Genomic DNA, 16,125 nt, shown 5'->3' on the forward strand with positions numbered 1-16,125 from the left:
GGTCAGGCCTCGTCCATCTTGAACAACATTGCGTTGACATCCTTCTGCATCGGCAGATGTGGATATGCCGCTACCAATTCGGGGTCCACCTGGCCATCGGGACTCACGAAGTTCATCAGCCTTCCCGGTATTCCGTACCACTGCCAGCCGTTACGCGGGTTGCACCGAGGGTCACCGTGTCCCGCTGCGGCCAGCAGCCGCAAAATCGGGTCCAGACAGATTTCAGTACAGCCGGTTCTCGCGCCGGTTCGCCGCGCGACGTCCTCCGGTGTGTGCGCGCCGTCGAGGATCGCCTCGGCCAGTTCGCCGGCCAGCGTGTCGGTACACACGCATACGAGCATGTCCGGCAGCAGGCCGACCTGCATACACAGGTTCCCGATCGATTCGGATGAGACGCCCGTATCGGACACGCCGACCTCGAACGGCTCGTCCAGCGGGCACATCACGATCGCATCGTCCGGGCACACCTCCATGCAGTTCTGCGCGTTGTAGCAGATGTTTTCCTCAACGACCGCGATATTGCGGCCGGGACCCGGCTCATCAGGGCGTCTCGGTCTCATCGTGATCGCCACGGTGGGGCAGGCCAGGACACACCTATTGCATCCCGTGCACTGGTCTTCCAGTATCTCGGCGACCATTACGACACGTTTCGCCATGCAGCTCGTCACCTACCTTAATCCGGATTAAGGTCAGCGTAATTCGGACGCTGCCCGTCCGTCAATGGCGGCGGGAGTTGGATTGGACGATCGCACGTAGGCCAGGAACATATCGACCAGCTGGTCGGAGAGGTCGCGCAACGACTCGCCGGTCAGACCGGTATCGGTTCCCACCTCGACTCCAAACAGACTGGTGGTCAACAAATCCGTGGCAGCATTCACGTCGAGGTCGGGACGAACCTCCCCGCGCGCGATGCCGCGGGTGAGCACGTCAACGACGAAGTCCGTCCACGCGCGGCGAGCGCGTTGGGTGGCAAGCTTGATCTTGGGCGAGTCGGGCATGTGCAACACGCCGTCGTGGATGATGCGCAATCGACCGGTGGGCGTAGTTGCCCAGCGAGACAATCGGGTTCGCAGCCTTTCCTCCACCGAGGCGTCGGCGTCATCGGTGACTCTCATATCCTCGGTGTAGTCACGCGCGGTGGCCTCCAGGACCTGCTCGAGCAGGTCGGTCCGGCTGGAGAAGTGCGTATAGAGCGCCGGCGCCGTCATGCCCGCGGATTCGGCGACGTGGGCCAGGGTGACGTCGGCTAAACCCCGCTGTGCCACCACCTGCTGGGCAATGCGAATCAACTGTTCACGCCTGCTACCCGCCGGCGCACGCTCCAACTCCGTCGTTGCCACACCACGCGACAAAGGCGACGGGGGACGGCCAAGCACGACACCGGCCAGATTCCAACAATATTCGACCATCTCCGCCTCGGGCGGCAACTGCCCTGCATGCAGACGGGTCACGATATGGCTGAGCATGGTGCCGGTGAGGATTTCCATGATCGTTCGCGCCGGCAGGTGCGGTGCCGGCTCACCTCGGTCGATTGCCCGCTGGACTACTTTTGCGGCATGGGCGATCATGCCATCCGATATCTCGGTGATCCACTTTCTGAATGGCTCTGTCTCATCATGGAATTCGGTGATGACTCGCATCATCGCCGCCCCGTCGGGTGACACATACAGCCGCATCAGACCGCGCGTGTAAGCCGCGAGCTCGGCCTGAGCATCACCGAGATCCTCGGTACCCTCCGGCAGCGGAATCGCCCGCAGCGCGTCCATCAGCAGCTCTTGCGGTGTCTCCCAACGCCTATACAGCGCCGGCTTTCCGATTCCTGCCCGCACCGCGACGTTGGCGAACGTCACTTGCGACTTGCCCGATTCGCCGTAGATCTGCCGCGCGGCTTCGAAGGCCCGACGTTCGACGTCGGGATCCCTGGGCCGACCGGTCCCCTGTCGAGCCTGCGGCACCTTCGCCCCTCGTAGGACACGCGACACTGACGCAGTCAACTTATCTGAAAACCCCTCGAAGTCGCCGAAGGGGCGACGAACGCGCGTCCGGGCGCATACGGAACCTCGTCGAGGCTGATCGAACGAAGGGTCGGCACCTCGCTACGCATGATCTCGAGTACCTCGTCCAATAGCGTTGGCGTGAGCCGTGATCGGGTCTCGGTGCGGGTCTCCACCAAGACCTCATCGCCGTCGATCCGGCAGCGGACCACGTCGACGCCCGCACGTTCACGCAACAGGTTCTCCCCCTGATCAACCGCGCGCAGCAGGTCGGCGGTGACCGCGGTTCCCGTGTAGAGCCTGCTGGCCAGGCAAGGCGCCGCCGTCAGGTCATGCCAAGATCTGTCCCGGCTACGTGCCAGGGTGCGAATATCGGCTTTGGCCATCCGTGCTTCGACGAACGGATGCCGCACGTCGTGTTCGCTGGCCGCCACCAGGCCGGGGCGGTACTCGCCCAGATCGTCGGCGTTGGCACCGCTCATCACCGTCCAGTCGGCCCCATGAGCACGGGCCGCGGCACCTACGCGGTCCAACTCCGTGTACAGGTTCGATTTACAGAAGTAGCAGCGATCACGCGGGTTCGCCAGGTACCGCGGGTCCTCGAACTCATGTGAGTTCACCAGCTCGAGGCGCCACCCGAGGTCGGCGGCCACCTGCCGCACGCGACGGGTCGCCGAGGGTGGAACGGCCGGCGACACCGAGTGGGCGATAATCGTTGTGCGCGGCTGTAATTCGTGTGCGACGTCGGCCAGCAGTAGACTGTCCACCCCGCCGCTGCAGGCGATCACGCGCCGCGGCGAGCGCTCCAGCGCCGCGGCCAACATGTCGAACTGCTCACTCATCCGGCAACCTCCAGGTGCAGGTCCCACAGGGGCGCGTCGAGCAGGGCGCGACCGATATCGACGATGTCCGTGCCCAAGTTGGCGATGGAGCCCAGCTGTGTCGGGTCCACCCCGCCGGCGTACGCGATCAGCCCGTCGTGGCCGCGCGCGCGTAACGCCGTCGTGACCGCCTCTAGATCGGCAAGTTCTCCGGTGTCGACCATGACGACCCCGGCGCCGGCGTCAACGGCTGCGAAAGCCTCAGCGACATCGACGACTTGCACCGACACGGGTCCGGCGTGGAGATCGAGCGCCGTCCGCACCGCAGCCGCCACACCACCCAGCATCGCGACTTGATTCTTTCCGACGTAAACGAAGTCCCCGTCGAGCAGGCGGTGGGACAGGCCCGCGACATCGAGCCCTGCCCGAAGCGCCGGCTTCAGCGCGACGGGCAGCTTCTTCCAGCCTCCGCACACGACCCTCAGTCCGTCGGGTGCTGCGGCCTTGATCTCGGCTCCACGCCGCGCAATCCCGCCGGCAAATCCCAGCACGCCGAGTACATGGTCTTCGGCCACCGAGATTTCCCAGGCACTTCCCTCGATGAAGACCAGGGGCTGTCCGGCATCGGCGTGTTCCCCTTCGAGGGCGACGACGTCCCATTGCCCGGCCGGGTCGGTCGACGGAGGCACAACCAAACCGGTTCCCGCGACCAGGCCCGGCTCCGTCGGGCTTGCGACCGCGCGAAAAAGGCCGCGCAGCTCGGAAACCAGTTCCGCCGTGATGCGTCGGGGCGGAGCAGACGTCACGCTCAAGATTGGGTAACCTCCCGCACCTTTTGCTCGAACGCTTCCTGCGAAGCCGTCGGACGGACCGCCCGCAGCTTCATCAGCTTGGTTTTGTTGCCCTTCAGTTTCGCCTTACCCGTAGCGATTGCCCGGACGCCCAGAGCGAGATTCTTTTCGACCAATACGTCGTATGCCAACTGTTTGGTCGTCGTCAGCGTCGCCTCGGCGTCATCGGAGAATCCCGGTTCGAACCAGCATCCCCGATACGTTGCCTGCACACCCATGTCGGTGACGTCCATGTTGACGACGAGGCCGCGCAGCGCTTCGGGCAGTTCGGGCTGGCCGTCGGCCAGTAGGTCCTTGACGGACGCGAACCATTCGTCGCTGAGGAATTGATGTTTCTGACTCACTCGTGGACTCCTGACTGGTGGTCGAGATGGTTCATGCAGGTGCGCAGGTGCGCCCGCAGTGCGGCGGCGATGGGCTCGGCCAGGTCGGCACCCCGCTTACCCGCCTGGAAGCGCTCGAGCAGTATCGGTGCGGCAAGCCGCACTTCTTCGTTGGGCCCGGGAAGACACACGATGACGCTGCCACGCAGTTCTCCGACGCCGATGCGGATTCCGGCCTTTACGTGGCGGGGGTGTTCCCCCGACGGGAAATAGGCTAGATACGGTGTCGCCGCATTGGGATCGACCTTGAGCAGAGCCTCGATGGTGTGGTCCTTGCTTTCGGCGCCCACACCGCCGGTGGTAACCACCACGCCGTAACCCGCCTCCACCGCGTTACGTATGCGCCCCGCGATCAGGTCATGGTCGTCGCGTACCGTGCCGCCGAACGATACGTCGTAGGCGTCGCCGAACGCATCGCTGAGCGTTTGGCGGTTGGTGTCCTCGATTTCACCGCGATCGACCTCCGCGCCGGTGGACAACACGCACACCCGCCGCGCGATGCGGGCCGCGATGCCCTCGGCAGCGCTGCGGGCCTGCGCCAAAGCCGAGTCCAGCATCTCCGGGTCGGTGGGGATCCACCCCAGCACACCGTTCGACGTGATGCGCGCGTCGGGTTGCAGTACCACGCCCGGCACGTTGGCCAATCCTTGGCGGATCGCGTCCCAGCGGCCAACGAGCTGGTGGCCGTACAACTTTGGCCTCAGGATGTCGAATGTGACAACATCACCGAGCACATCGGTGACGAGCACCTCTTCGGCCGACAGATCCAACGCGCTTGCCACCACGCCGGCCAGTGCCCCGAGATTAGCCTCGCGAAGCGCGATGCCCTCTACGCGCAATTCGCGCTTGTCGAGCAGATCGAGAGTGAGGCCGTCGTCAAGGTCAGGCACTGCCGGCCCCCAGAGCCACCGGATCCAGTCCCCGCTGCTTCAGGTACTTGGGCAGCAACTCCTCGTCAACGAGCCGACTGCATCCGGGAGCATTCTCCAGCAGCTGCTCTCCCATCGACGGGGTCAGGTTGATGGCACCGTAGCTGCCGTCAAAGCACATCAGATTGTTTGAGCCGCCGGCCCTTTCGCGTGCCATCTCGACCGCCTGGAACAAGTCATCGGCTACCTCGGCGTACTCCAAGAAGTCCGCATTGGCGAAGTCACGTGCCATCACGTCGGCCATCGCGCGATCGGCAATGACCGTCGGGTACACCATCGGCAGTGCCAACACGGTGAGACCGATCAGTGTGTGATTGAGCACCAGCGCCTTGATTCCCAGCGAGACGTTGCCGCCGATCAGATGTTCGGTGTCGGCGGTTTCGTCAGGCAGATCGAGGTCCCACCAATCGCGGCCGTTGAAAAACAGCTGGCCGAAAATCATCCCACCGGCGTGGACGTAGTACGGCCATCTGGCTCCGTCGATGATGGGAATGACGTCGTCGACGGTCCGCAGCAGCGCCAGCATCTTGCCGTAGGACCGGAGCATGTCCGCCGTGGTGCGCGCACCCAGTTGGTCCAGGTCGTTGTCCGCATCGACCCCGGTCAGCCCGTCGGGAGAACTCTTCATCACCACCGAGAAAGCGAGCTTGCTGCGAACGAAGTCCGAATCGGCGATGGCGCGACCGATCAGGTTGCCGGTGCGCGGCCCCATCTGCATGTGGAAGATCGACCGAGTCTCGATGCGGGCGTAGGACATTCCGAATGGCTTGGTGATGCGGTCGATGGCCCGATGCGCATAAACCTCGCGCGGATCGTCATAGTGGGTGTGGATGATCCAGTCGGCGTTGTAGATCGCCCGGATTCCGTGCAGCGGCCCCAGCACCGTGTCGATCTCAATGCCCGCGTCGAGCGGGTTCGCGCCGACGACCTTGCCGTGATACCGCTTGTCCAAGCCGTAATACTCGATGAACTCCCGGGGCTCCTTGCGGCCATGCCAGGCGATCACCACGAGCTTGACGTTCTGACAGCCGGTGCGCGAGACGATTTCGTCGCGGACGGCGCCCAACATCTCGGCATAGCCGAACCCGCCATCGATGCCAAAGCCATGCTCCGAGCAGATGACATGGACCCGCTGGTTGGGCTTGATCATGGTCATGTCGACCCGGGCCAATGCGCCCATGGCCGCATTGCGCAGCGGCGCCCCGTCCTGGTCGTGGCGGTATATCGCCAGCGGAATGTCGGGGAACAGTTGGGTGACCGGGAGCGACACCATCCCCGGAATGTCTTTGGCGCGCAGCGGGCGAACCGGTGGACCGTAAATTGACGGCATGATCGCCGGCGGTTCGATCGGCGGTTTGAACGTTCTACTCGGGGCAGTGATCGTCATCGGAGTCTCTCCTCGCTGTCAGAAATCGACATCAGCTTCGACTTTTTCTTGGCGGCGCCATTCCTGCTCGGCACGTATCTGGAACAAGGGATAGCGAGCGTCCAGTTCGGGGTCGATATCCATCAACGACTGGTCGTCCGCATACCGGCGCAACTTGGAGCTGTCCTGCGCATTTCCGGTGCCGGCCATCACCAGGCGCCGCAGCGGAACGCTGCAGTACATCAGGCATCCGGACTGCACCCCGATCTGAAGCGACAACTCCTCGTAGCTACTCGCCCCCTTGAGGACTGTCACGGCGATCTCCTGCGCGGTGGTATTTGCGCACGGGCATACCAGGTGGCTTGGTGCCATGTCGGCGGCCCGGCAGAGTTCCTTGACCGCCTCAGGATCGACGTCTGATGGATCGAATTCCTGGATGATCGGTTCGGCGCGGTTGATGGTATGTAAGGCATCGTCGTCGCACGCGTCGATGCAGCGCATGCACGCGATGCATTTGTCGTTGTCGACCACCGCCAGCGCCTTCGTCTTCGGGCCTACCATGACCATCGCCTCAGTCGGGCAGACTCGTTCGCAGCGGTAGCAGCCGGTGCAGTTCTCGTCGACGACCTCGATACCGAATTGGACCGTGTTCACTCGCCACCCCTCTTGATACGTACCGATTTAGTCCGTAACCTATCGCACAGCATGAGTAACGCCAACACGAATGTCAAGAAGCGGGCCGGCGCCGAAGCGACCGGGATATTGGTCTACGACTGCGGCCGGACGGCTCGGATCGGGATGCCGGAGGCGGTGTTCTGCCTAGACAAACTTATCGACGATGTCGTGCGGATCGTCGAACGCCTCGACGTGCCCGGTGTTGGGCCCGTGCTGTTCACCCGGATGTGCGAGCAGCAATACGATGCGGCCATCGAGCGAACGGATGCGACCTTCGACTACGACCTGTTGTCACAGACAGCGTTCCTCAACGGCTGTCTGCCCGAGCGGGACGTCCGAGTAGGCATCGTGGCAGCGGGCACATCCGATCGGTCGGTGGCGCTTGAGGCCCAGCGCACGTTGCAGTTCTTGGGCATCACCACCCGGTTACATATCGATGTCGGCGTCGCCGGGCTCTGGCGGCTACTGGACCGCGTCGACGACCTTCGCAACGAACAGGTGCTGATCGTGGTCGCCGGAATGGACGCCGCGCTGGCGTCGGTGGTCGGCGGCTTGGTGGGCTGCCCGATCATCGCGGTGCCGACGTCAACCGGATACGGCGCCGCCCACGGCGGCCAGACGGCGCTCAACGCCATGCTGGCGAGTTGTGCCCAGGGCGTGCTGGTCACCAATATCGACAATGGGTTCGGGGCGGCATGCGGCGCCGCGCGAATCTTGGCCACCAAATGACATCCACGCTCTACATCGACTGTGTGGGCGGGGTCGCCGGAGATATGCTGTTGTCGGCGTTGATCGACGCCGGCGCCTCACTGGAGGCGATCCGTTCCCAGCTACCGGTTTCGGGTGTCAGACTCGAGACGCGCACCGTCGAGCGACACGGCATCGGCGCTACCGCACTGACGGTGACGGCCCCGCACGAGCACGCGCACCGCCGGCTGAACGACATCAAGGCCATCATCGACGCGAGTTCGATGCCGGACGCTGCTAAGTCGCGGGCCCATCGTGCCTTCGACGTGCTCGCGGTTGCCGAAGGACGTGTGCACCGTATTTCACCCCACGAGGTGACGTTCCACGAAGTGGGCGCGCTCGATGCCATCGTCGACATCTGCGGTGTCGCAATCGCGCTCGAGCAGCTCGGTGTCGACGATGTCGTGTGCTCGCCGCTACCGATGGGCCACGGCACCACCCGCAGCACGCACGGCGTGATCCCGCTGCCCGCGCCGGCCACCCTCGAGATCCTGCACGACAGCCCGGTTTACGGCATCGATGTCACGGGCGAAACCGTAACGCCCACGGGTGCCGCACTGGTGAAGTCGCAGAGCAGCCGGTTCGGCGCCATGCCGGCGATGTCGCTCAGCGCGATCGGAATCGGTTCTGGCAACGCGGATTGGCGCGCCCTGCCCAACGTCGTACGCGCGTTGATAGGGAAAGCCGACGAGGAGCAGCGCGAGTCTGGACGGGCGGCCTTGGTCCTGGAGACCAACCTCGACGACATGGTCCCCGAATGGGTGCCCGACGTCGTGCAGGCGTGCTTGGATGCGGGGGCCCACGACGCGTGGACCACGCCCGCAGGCATGAAGAACGGTCGGCCGGGAATCACGTTGTCCGCCTTGGTGTCTACGTCGAGCGAACGACCGGTCGCCCACGCGATGCTGCGCCACACCACCACGCTCGGAGTTCGGGTGCGACGAGTCGAGCATCGGTGGGCGCTGGAGCGCCGATTCGCAACGGTGACCGTCGACGGCCATGAAATCAGTGTCAAGTTCGGGCTTCTCGATGGTGAAGTCGTCAATGCGAAGCCGGAGCATCGGGACTGTGCGCGAGTCGCCCAAGCCACCGGGCTCAGCATCAAGGACGTATGGGGGCAGGCGCTGGCCGAGGCTCGACTAGTGCTCGGTGCGGATACGTGATAGGGAAATCGCCGGTTACACAGCACGAATTCAGCATTTGTTACCGCGATGTCGCGTCCGATCTGCGCCCGGTGCAAAGCACCCGTCCTGGAGCTGAATCCGCGAAACGCCTTGCACTTCGGTGGGCGATCATGTTCAGCGCCGGAGCGAAGCACCGTGGATGGGCGGTACTGGCGCCGGTTGTGGGGGCGTCTTGGGCAGCCGCGACACGGTGACCAGCACGCCTATGCCTCCGAGGGCGCAGACGGCCCACAATCCGAGATACCACGGCGAGCGGAATTGCGGGCCGAAGAAGAGCGTGATGGCGAGGAACCAGCAGTTGATCATGCCGAGATAACCCCACCACACGATTGGCGCGGTTCCGGCCCGGCTCCGGCGCCGCATCAGGATGCCGATATACATCAACGGCAACGCGGTGTTTGCGACGGAGAAGTACGCGATCGCAATGGGGTCATCCATCGAGTAGTTGAGGAAATTCCAGATGATGACCGCCGCGGCCGCCCCAGACACGATCAGCAGCGCAAACTGGCGCGGGGTCGATGACGGCAGTAGCTCCTTCCTGCCGTACTGGATCGCCTGAACAATGTAGGCGACTTCGAACGTAACGGTGAGAAGCAGCGCACCCCAAAATAATTCGACATACCAGTGGTGGTAAGTGTGGAACCAGGTGTTGTATCGTGCTACGAAAGAACCATCGCCGGCAAACCAGAATAGGGTGCAGAAGATCGGGATCGAGTACCGCTTCTCGCGCCGGGCAATCACGTAGGCAGCAAAGAACCAAGTGTAGTTGAAGACCATCGCCAGCGCGCATAGCACCAACACCCAGACTAGGTGGTTATCGATGGCGGTCAGGACCTGTCGTCCATCGTACATCAGCAGTATTTTAGCTTGTCACAGCTAATTTGTGAACGATCACTTACATGCGCGGCGCCTGGCAATGGCCTCAAACGCCTAATCGCCTCCAGAATCGAATCCCGAATTTCGCACGGCATCGCTGCCGGCAAGCACGAATTCCACCAGCTGGTCAACGTACTCCGGAAGTGTGGAGCGCGCATGACTTCGAAGCCGACTCGGTGTGCTCAGGGCGTGATTGAGCAGCGCTCCGCACAGTCCGTCGAGCAGAATCGACACCGGGGTGTCGGCCGGAATTTCACGGCGTCCGATGGCTCGTCGCACGATCGAACGCGCCGCCATCACTTGACCATCTCGGATCTTCTGGGAATGGACCGCCAATACGGGATGCCGTTCGGACTCCACGACCAGTCGCAGCGTGGAGCGACCATAGTCGCTGAAGTACAATTCCGCCACGCTTGTCGCAAGTTCCCGCAAGTCCGAACGCAGGTTGCCCGTGTCGATTTCACCTACGTGCAGGTCCAGCGCCGCCCAGCAGTCGAGTAGCAGATCGTCGCGCTTGGCCCACCGTAGGTACAGCGTGGCCTTGCTGACGCGGGCGCGAAGTGCGACACGCTCCATGCTCAGGCCGTCGTAGCCGACGTCGCCGAATTCCAGTACCGCGGCCTCGAGAATACGGCGGTCCACATCGGGATTACGGGGGCGGCCGCTTGCCCGGCTGGTGGATTGCGCCGACGTCATCACGCCATGGTAGTCGCTACGTTCCCAAGGAGATGGACAGAAATATATTCCTATACGGTTCCGTACGTTAATCTCGGCATGTCCGGACCACGGCCGAAGCGGAGAGCCGGGGTTGAAGTCACCGAATTCAGGGCGCGCCGTGAAGACTGATCGACAAGACGTCAGCTGTGGCTTGGTGGTTGCAGGACGTGAAATGCGAATCGCCGGGCAACTGACGTGGAGCGGTGATTTCGCCAGACGAACGGTTCAGGTGCTGGTGCCGGGCTATACGTATGACCACAATTATTGGGACTTTCCGCATCGGCCCGAGTCCTACTCGTACGTGAGCGCAGCGGTCAACAGAGGCTACGCCACCCTGGCTTTGGACCGCCTCGGCACCGGCGCGAGCAGTCATCCACCCGCGCACCTGCTGACGTTGGACAATCATGTCGCGGCATTGAACACCGTCATCGCCGCGCTGCGTTCGGGTCGCCTCGCCGATACTGCGAAGAGCCGGATCATCAGTGTCGGACACTCGCTGGGATCAGCCGTTGTCGCGGGGCATGCAGTGTCAGCTGATCGTACGGGTCGTCACAGTCGCCCGGACGCTGTGGTGCTCACCGGCTTCAGCCACCTCGTGATGCCAGGAACCGGACTGTTCTACGCCGGTGGTTGGTGGCGGCCCCGTCAGCGCGGTCCCGAAGTCCGGCCTCCGCGTGGGTATCGCACCACGATTCCGGGCTCGAGGCGACTTCTGTTCTACGCTCCCGGTCCTGTCGAACGCGATGTAATCGTGGTCGACGAGCAACTCAAATCTACGACCGCCCATTATCGAGAAGCGTTGGGCCGCATGCGCAACGAGGCGTTACGAACCCGTGCGCTGCGCACGCCGGTGTTGGTGATCACCGGCTCACGCGACACCATCGTGTGCGGGACCCAGGCGTGGATGCGTGTCGAACGGCGCTTCTACGACCCGTCCACCGATGCAACCTGCCTGAGTGTCCGCGGCGCCGGGCACTGCCTCAACACGTCGCCATCAAGCGGACAGACCTTCAATCAAATCCTCGAATGGTGCGACAGTCGGATTGGCGCCGGCGTCTAAGGAACGCACGGGACTATCGCCCTTCCGAACTCGAGCCTCATTACTATACGATGTTGTTCAGTAATCCAGTTTCCGGCGAACCAATGGGTAGATGAAGTGTTTCTTGATGGAGTGCGAGTACTGGATCTGACCGACGAGCGCGGCCTGATGGCGGGCCGCGTGCTCGCCGATCTCGGTGCGGACGTGGTGCAGGTGGAGCCGGCCGGCGGCAGCAGCGCTCGCCGCAGAGCGCCGCTGCCGCCGAGTCCAGGGGCGGATTCCTATGTGTGGCAGGCATATGCCGCCAACAAGCGCGGCATCGTCGCCGACGTCGACACCTACGACGGAGTAGACCTCATCCGTCGCCTCGCCTCCGCCGCTGACGTGCTCGTCGAGTCGGCCCGCCCGGGAACGCTCGCCGCACGCGGACTGGACGTCGACGACTTGCATGCGGTCAACCCGGCGTTGGTATACGTGTCCATCACCGCGTTCGGGCGGACCGGCCCGAAGGCTCATCTCAAGGCACCCGACCTGGTGGTATGGGCCGCGGGTGGTCCACTCGACGAGCACCGCGACGGCGATCGCCCACCCCTGCGAATATCGTTGCCGCAGGCCTACTTACACGCATCCCTCGATGCGGTCGCGGGTGCCCAGCTCGCGCTGGCGGCACGTCGCCACACCGGCCGCGGCCAGCTCGTCGATGTCGCCGTGCAGGCCAGCCTGACCACCGCCACGTTGGGGCGCGCGCTGACCTGTGCGGTCGGCGACGTGCCGCGAGGTGACATGACCAAGGGCCACGTGCTCGAGGCCCCGCGCGTCGTCGACCAATCCGGTAGCGGCTCGAACACCGATCCGGCGCTCAAGAAGTGGGCCTGTAGCGATGGCCTGATCGAATTTCATATCGGTATCGGGCCCGCGTCGGGTTCCTTCACCAACGACTTCATCGCGTGGCTGGCCGAGGAGGGCGCACCGGTCGGCGACTTCACGGACCTCGACTTTCGCACCGTCCCAAGCAAAATCGCGTCGGGCGAGTTCTCCGACGCAGACAGCCTGCGCCTGAGGGCGGTGATCTCGGAATTCTTCGCCGCCCACACCAAGGCCGATGTGATGGAAGCCGCGGTCAAACGCAAGTTGCTCAGCGTGCCGATTTGCGACATCGGCGACATCGTCAACAGTCCCCAACTGGCCGCGCGTAACTTCTTCGTCACCGTCGGCGACGGCGACGATGCCGTCCTGCTGCCCGGCCCGTTCGCACACGCTTCAGTGCCGAACGCCATGGCAATTCGCCGCCGCGCACCACGACTTGGCGAGCACCAGCAGGAGGTGGTCGACGAGTGGCTTGCGGCACGAAATGAGACCGCCCCGGCCGCGTCGGAAGCGGGTGCTCCCCTGGACGGGTTGAAGGTGGTCGACTTCAGCTGGGTGGTGGCCGGGCCCCTGATCGGCCGTGCACTCGCGGATTTCGGCGCCACGGTGATTCGAGTCGAATCGTCCGGCCGCATCGAAACAGCCCGGTTCATGCAGCCTTACGTCAACGGCGAACCCAGTGCGGAAAGCTCGGCGCTCTACGGCACGTGCAACGCCGGCAAGCTGGGGATGACGCTCGATCTCAACAGTGAGCAAGGCCGCGCCCTCGCCCGAAAGTTGGCCGGCTGGGCCGATGTGGTCATCGAGTCGTTCTCGCCGGGACGCATGGCGAAGTGGGGACTCGATTACGAGACACTGCGGCGCGACAACCCCGGCCTTGTCATGCTCAGCACCTCCATCAACGGCCAGTACGGCCCGCACGCTCAACTGGCCGGATACGGCAACGTAGGGGCGGCGCTATCGGGATTCCAATTCATCACCGGCTGGCCCAACCGGGCCCCGATCGGTCCGTTCGGCCCCTACACCGACTATGTCGGCCCGCGTTTCTCCGTGGTGGCGCTGCTCGCCGCCCTGCAATACCGCGACCGTACCGGCGAAGGCTGCTACCTCGACGTCGCCCAGGTCGAAGCCGGCGTGTGGCTGCAGGCGCCCGAGGTCGCCGACTGTGCCGCCAACGGTACGATCGTGACCCGACTCGGCGACGCGGACCGCGAATTCGCGCCGCACGGCGTCTTCAAGTGCCGGCCCGATAACACGCCGGACGAGGACCGGTATGTGGCCGTGGTCGTGACCGACGAGGCCGAATGGACGGCACTGACCGAGGCGATCGGCAGGCCCGACCTCCGCGCTGACGCGCGATTCGGCAGCGCCGAGGGCCGAATAGCGCATGCGGCCGTGATCGAAACAGCCATCAGTAAGTGGACAGCCAACCACGTGGCCTTGTCGGCGGAGGCCATTCTCCAACGGGCCGGGGTGCCCGCCCATCGCTCGGCGAACAGTCGCGATCTGCTCGAGGATCCACAGATTGCGCATCGCGGCCACTTCGTGCGGCTCGCGCATCCCACGCTGGGACAGACCGTGGTGGAAGGCCCGCGCTGCCTGCTGTCGGACACACCGGGCATGCCACGACGCGCTGCGCCAACATTCGGTCAGGACAACGAGCACATCCTGACAACGCTGCTCGGCCTCGACACGGAGGAAATACAGCGACTCGCGGATGAAGGCGTTCTGCGATGAGTGACCCTGCCGCGCAAGATGATTGGAAGGTGTCCTGGGCCGACATGGTGGCCCTGGTCGGTCAGGATCTGTCGGACGGGACCACAATCTGGGGCGCGGACCGGGTGGAGGCCGGCACCATCCGCAGGTACCTCGAACCGCTCGAAATCGGCGCCGCCATCCATTACGACACCGGCGCCGCACGAGCCGCCGGTTACGACGACATCGTGGCACCGGTCACGAGCGTCCTGTCGTTTCACCTGCCGGCCATGTGGTCCCCCGGCGATGCGCCACTGTTCGGCGACGACGACCCGGATGCTCAACCGCTGCGCACCCCGATCAACAATGTCGACACCGGCCCCGCGCCGCCCACCTCGGGATTCTTCGCGACCGACATCAGCGTGGACTTCCTGCGCCCGGTGGTGGTCGGCGAGCGACTCGGCATCCGGGGAAAGCGCCTATTGTCTTGCGCACCAAAGGAGACCGTTGTGGGTCGCGGGGCGTTCAGCACAACCGAAAGCGAAATCGTCAGCGACCGTGGCGACGTCGTGGCCGTCATGCGCACCGGCACCTACGCCTACAACCCCTTCGGTCCCGGCGAGGAAAGGAACGCGACGTGACCGCACCCCCGATCACCGCGGCGTCCGGGGCGACGGTTGGCTCCGAGCTGCCGAACATCACCTTCCCCATCACCTCGTACCGACTGGTGATGGAAGCCGGGGCCAACCGCGACTTCAACTCAATCCACCACAACCGCGGCTATGCTCGGGCGACAGGAGCGCCCGACGCCTACGCCAACACCTTGTTTCTGATGGGAATGTGGGAGCGGGCCATCTACGACTGGACCGACTCGACGGGGCGGATCGTCGCTATCCGTGGATTTCGGATGTCGCGGTTCAACACCGTCGGAACCACCGCGGTCGTCTCCGGGACGGTCACAGCCATCGATGCTGATCGCGGTGTCGTCACGTTCACGATCAGCACCTCCGACTCAGCCAGTGGCACAGTAGGTCCCGGCGAAGTCGACGTCGTTTTCTGATCTACCAACGACACCCTTGATTTGGGTCCAATGCCTCGGACAATCGGTTTGGCCGAATAGCCGAGCCGAGCGGGAGCACTCAACGTTCGGGGTTACCTGCCGTGGTGATTCCGTTCAGGAACATGCTGACGATCGCTTCTTGGATCTCGTCCGCCGACGCGGCCAGGCCGTTGCCCGCGAAAAGCCAGGGAGCGAACACCGACGACGCGACGACCAACCCGACCATGAGCCGCTGGGTCAGCGGCCGCCCCGGCGCGGACTCGCCTACGAGCGCGGCCCGGGCCCGGCCGCTGGCGTACAGGTCGTCGAACACCGATTCCAACGCCGCTCTGGCTTGGGCCAGCGCCTCGTTGGCCTCGGGCTCCTGCATAGCCAGGACGAAGGCGGTGGCCGCCTCGCGGTGCTGCTCGAGGGTCCCGTACAGGTTGTGCACGAACGCGTGGGCCAGCACGTCCTCCGGGGCATCGGGTTGCTTGGCCAATGTGCTTCGAAACGAGTCGATGGACTGCTTGAATGGTTCGACGACCGCCGCGGAAAAAATGCCCGCCTTGGAGCCGAAATGGGTGTACAGCGAAGTCTCATAGGTGCCCGCCCGCACCGCGATTTCTTTGGTCGACGTCCCGGCCCACCCCCGCGTCGCAAACAGGTAGCTGGCCGACATGAGCAGTTCGGCTCGAACGTCGGCGCTGGAACGGCGCTTCGTGGGCATAGTCAAAGTAAACCAAGAAATCACTAGCTAGCATCCGCTAGCTTAACAGGTTATGCTCCGACTTGTGAGACTCTCGACCTGCGCGATGCCGCACGGCAGCCTCCGGACCGTAGTAACGCCACCGGATGTGTCGAATGCCTTGCAGGCTAGTGCAACTCGTCGACATACCACACTCTTGTCATGATCGTGGCAGCTCTACGAGTGGAACCGCA

Annotated in this window: 17 protein-coding genes; 6 read left to right on the top strand and 11 right to left on the bottom strand. The window is 64.1% G+C overall.

The annotated features are described in order from the left end of the window. Positions 1 to 2 precede the first annotated feature (2 nt). Genes EPN51_RS23580 through EPN51_RS23615 form a run of 8 tightly spaced genes read right to left on the bottom strand, consistent with a single transcriptional unit; the run spans position 3 to position 6,998 of the window. Positions 3 to 656 carry a (2Fe-2S)-binding protein gene (locus EPN51_RS23580; protein ID WP_293047491.1) on the bottom strand — a complete coding sequence of 218 codons (654 nt, stop codon included), beginning with the start codon at positions 654 to 656 and terminating at the stop codon, positions 3 to 5. Between the two features lie 33 nt (positions 657 to 689). Next, positions 690 to 1,955 (bottom strand): TetR family transcriptional regulator, encoded by a 1,266-nt coding sequence (locus tag EPN51_RS23585; RefSeq protein ID WP_293047492.1) that lies wholly within the window; start codon positions 1,953 to 1,955, stop codon positions 690 to 692. Positions 1,956 to 1,990: 35 nt separating this feature from the next. Beyond that, entirely contained in the window at positions 1,991 to 2,836 is an 846-nt protein-coding gene (locus EPN51_RS23590; protein ID WP_293047494.1) for an adenine nucleotide alpha hydrolase, read from the bottom strand. After that, positions 2,833 to 3,621: a hypothetical protein gene (locus tag EPN51_RS23595; RefSeq protein WP_293047587.1), complete on the bottom strand. Its 789-nt coding sequence runs from the start codon at positions 3,619 to 3,621 to the stop codon at positions 2,833 to 2,835. The genes EPN51_RS23590 and EPN51_RS23595 overlap by 4 nt, the downstream gene beginning before the upstream one ends. Positions 3,622 to 3,623: 2 nt before the next feature. Beyond that, on the bottom strand, positions 3,624 to 4,010 hold the full coding sequence (locus tag EPN51_RS23600) for a hypothetical protein (protein ID WP_293047495.1): 387 nt from the start codon (positions 4,008 to 4,010) through the stop codon (positions 3,624 to 3,626). Next, on the bottom strand, positions 4,007 to 4,939 hold the full coding sequence (locus EPN51_RS23605; protein ID WP_293047497.1) for a molybdopterin-binding protein: 933 nt from the start codon (positions 4,937 to 4,939) through the stop codon (positions 4,007 to 4,009). The genes EPN51_RS23600 and EPN51_RS23605 overlap by 4 nt, the downstream gene beginning before the upstream one ends. Further along, a complete protein-coding gene (locus EPN51_RS23610) occupies positions 4,932 to 6,365 on the bottom strand; it encodes a hypothetical protein (protein WP_293047498.1) in 1,434 nt (477 codons plus the stop codon). The genes EPN51_RS23605 and EPN51_RS23610 overlap by 8 nt, the downstream gene beginning before the upstream one ends. Positions 6,366 to 6,383: 18 nt before the next feature. After that, complete coding sequence (locus EPN51_RS23615; RefSeq protein ID WP_293047500.1) at positions 6,384 to 6,998, bottom strand: 4Fe-4S dicluster domain-containing protein; 615 nt, start codon at positions 6,996 to 6,998, stop codon at positions 6,384 to 6,386. Positions 6,999 to 7,049: 51 nt separating this feature from the next. On the opposite strand from EPN51_RS23615, the gene larB reads away from it, so the two are divergent. Then, positions 7,050 to 7,748 (top strand): nickel pincer cofactor biosynthesis protein LarB, encoded by a 699-nt coding sequence (gene larB / locus EPN51_RS23620; protein WP_293047502.1) that lies wholly within the window; start codon positions 7,050 to 7,052, stop codon positions 7,746 to 7,748. Next, entirely contained in the window at positions 7,745 to 8,929 is a 1,185-nt protein-coding gene (gene larC / locus EPN51_RS23625) for a nickel pincer cofactor biosynthesis protein LarC (RefSeq protein ID WP_293047504.1), read from the top strand. The genes larB and larC overlap by 4 nt, the downstream gene beginning before the upstream one ends. Positions 8,930 to 9,064: 135 nt before the next feature. Here the strand turns inward: larC and EPN51_RS23630 are convergent, their stop codons facing one another. Then, complete coding sequence (locus EPN51_RS23630; protein WP_293047506.1) at positions 9,065 to 9,802, bottom strand: hypothetical protein; 738 nt, start codon at positions 9,800 to 9,802, stop codon at positions 9,065 to 9,067. Positions 9,803 to 9,880: 78 nt separating this feature from the next. Beyond that, entirely contained in the window at positions 9,881 to 10,522 is a 642-nt protein-coding gene (locus EPN51_RS23635) for a TetR/AcrR family transcriptional regulator (RefSeq protein WP_293047508.1), read from the bottom strand. 250 nt (positions 10,523 to 10,772) lie between these two features. Between EPN51_RS23635 and EPN51_RS23640 the strand changes: the two genes are divergently transcribed. From EPN51_RS23640 to EPN51_RS23655, 4 genes are all read left to right on the top strand, one after another. Beyond that, positions 10,773 to 11,603: an alpha/beta fold hydrolase gene (locus EPN51_RS23640; RefSeq protein ID WP_293047510.1), complete on the top strand. Its 831-nt coding sequence runs from the start codon at positions 10,773 to 10,775 to the stop codon at positions 11,601 to 11,603. A gap of 111 nt (positions 11,604 to 11,714) precedes the next feature. Next, positions 11,715 to 14,186, top strand: coding sequence for a CoA transferase (locus tag EPN51_RS23645; protein WP_293047512.1), 2,472 nt, complete (start codon positions 11,715 to 11,717; stop codon positions 14,184 to 14,186). Then, positions 14,183 to 14,785, top strand: a complete 603-nt coding sequence (locus EPN51_RS23650) for a MaoC family dehydratase N-terminal domain-containing protein (protein WP_293047514.1) — start codon at positions 14,183 to 14,185, stop codon at positions 14,783 to 14,785. The genes EPN51_RS23645 and EPN51_RS23650 overlap by 4 nt, the downstream gene beginning before the upstream one ends. After that, on the top strand, positions 14,782 to 15,204 hold the full coding sequence (locus EPN51_RS23655) for an acyl dehydratase (RefSeq protein ID WP_293047516.1): 423 nt from the start codon (positions 14,782 to 14,784) through the stop codon (positions 15,202 to 15,204). Before EPN51_RS23650 ends, EPN51_RS23655 begins: the two co-directional genes overlap by 4 nt. A 79-nt stretch (positions 15,205 to 15,283) precedes the next feature. On the opposite strand, the gene EPN51_RS23660 is transcribed toward EPN51_RS23655, so the two are convergent. Further along, positions 15,284 to 15,913, bottom strand: a complete 630-nt coding sequence (locus EPN51_RS23660) for a TetR/AcrR family transcriptional regulator (protein ID WP_293047518.1) — start codon at positions 15,911 to 15,913, stop codon at positions 15,284 to 15,286. Positions 15,914 to 16,125 lie beyond the last annotated feature (212 nt).

This window comes from Mycobacterium sp., assembly GCF_004298145.1.
Classification (GTDB): domain Bacteria; phylum Actinomycetota; class Actinomycetes; order Mycobacteriales; family Mycobacteriaceae; genus Mycobacterium.

Bases quoted from the DNA above. Each gene is read 5' to 3' on its own strand.
- larC (WP_293047504.1), top strand. From the start codon at position 7,745: ATGACATCCACGCTCTACATCGACTGTGTGGGCGGGGTCGCCGGAGAT.
- EPN51_RS23660 (WP_293047518.1), bottom strand. From the start codon at position 15,913: ATGCCCACGAAGCGCCGTTCCAGCGCCGACGTTCGAGCCGAACTGCTC.
- EPN51_RS23650 (WP_293047514.1), top strand. From the start codon at position 14,183: ATGAGTGACCCTGCCGCGCAAGATGATTGGAAGGTGTCCTGGGCCGAC.
- EPN51_RS23635 (WP_293047508.1), bottom strand. From the start codon at position 10,522: ATGACGTCGGCGCAATCCACCAGCCGGGCAAGCGGCCGCCCCCGTAAT.
- EPN51_RS23610 (WP_293047498.1), bottom strand. From the start codon at position 6,365: ATGACGATCACTGCCCCGAGTAGAACGTTCAAACCGCCGATCGAACCG.
- larB (WP_293047502.1), top strand. From the start codon at position 7,050: ATGAGTAACGCCAACACGAATGTCAAGAAGCGGGCCGGCGCCGAAGCG.
- EPN51_RS23630 (WP_293047506.1), bottom strand. From the start codon at position 9,802: ATGTACGATGGACGACAGGTCCTGACCGCCATCGATAACCACCTAGTC.
- EPN51_RS23590 (WP_293047494.1), bottom strand. From the start codon at position 2,836: ATGAGTGAGCAGTTCGACATGTTGGCCGCGGCGCTGGAGCGCTCGCCG.
- EPN51_RS23580 (WP_293047491.1), bottom strand. From the start codon at position 656: ATGGCGAAACGTGTCGTAATGGTCGCCGAGATACTGGAAGACCAGTGC.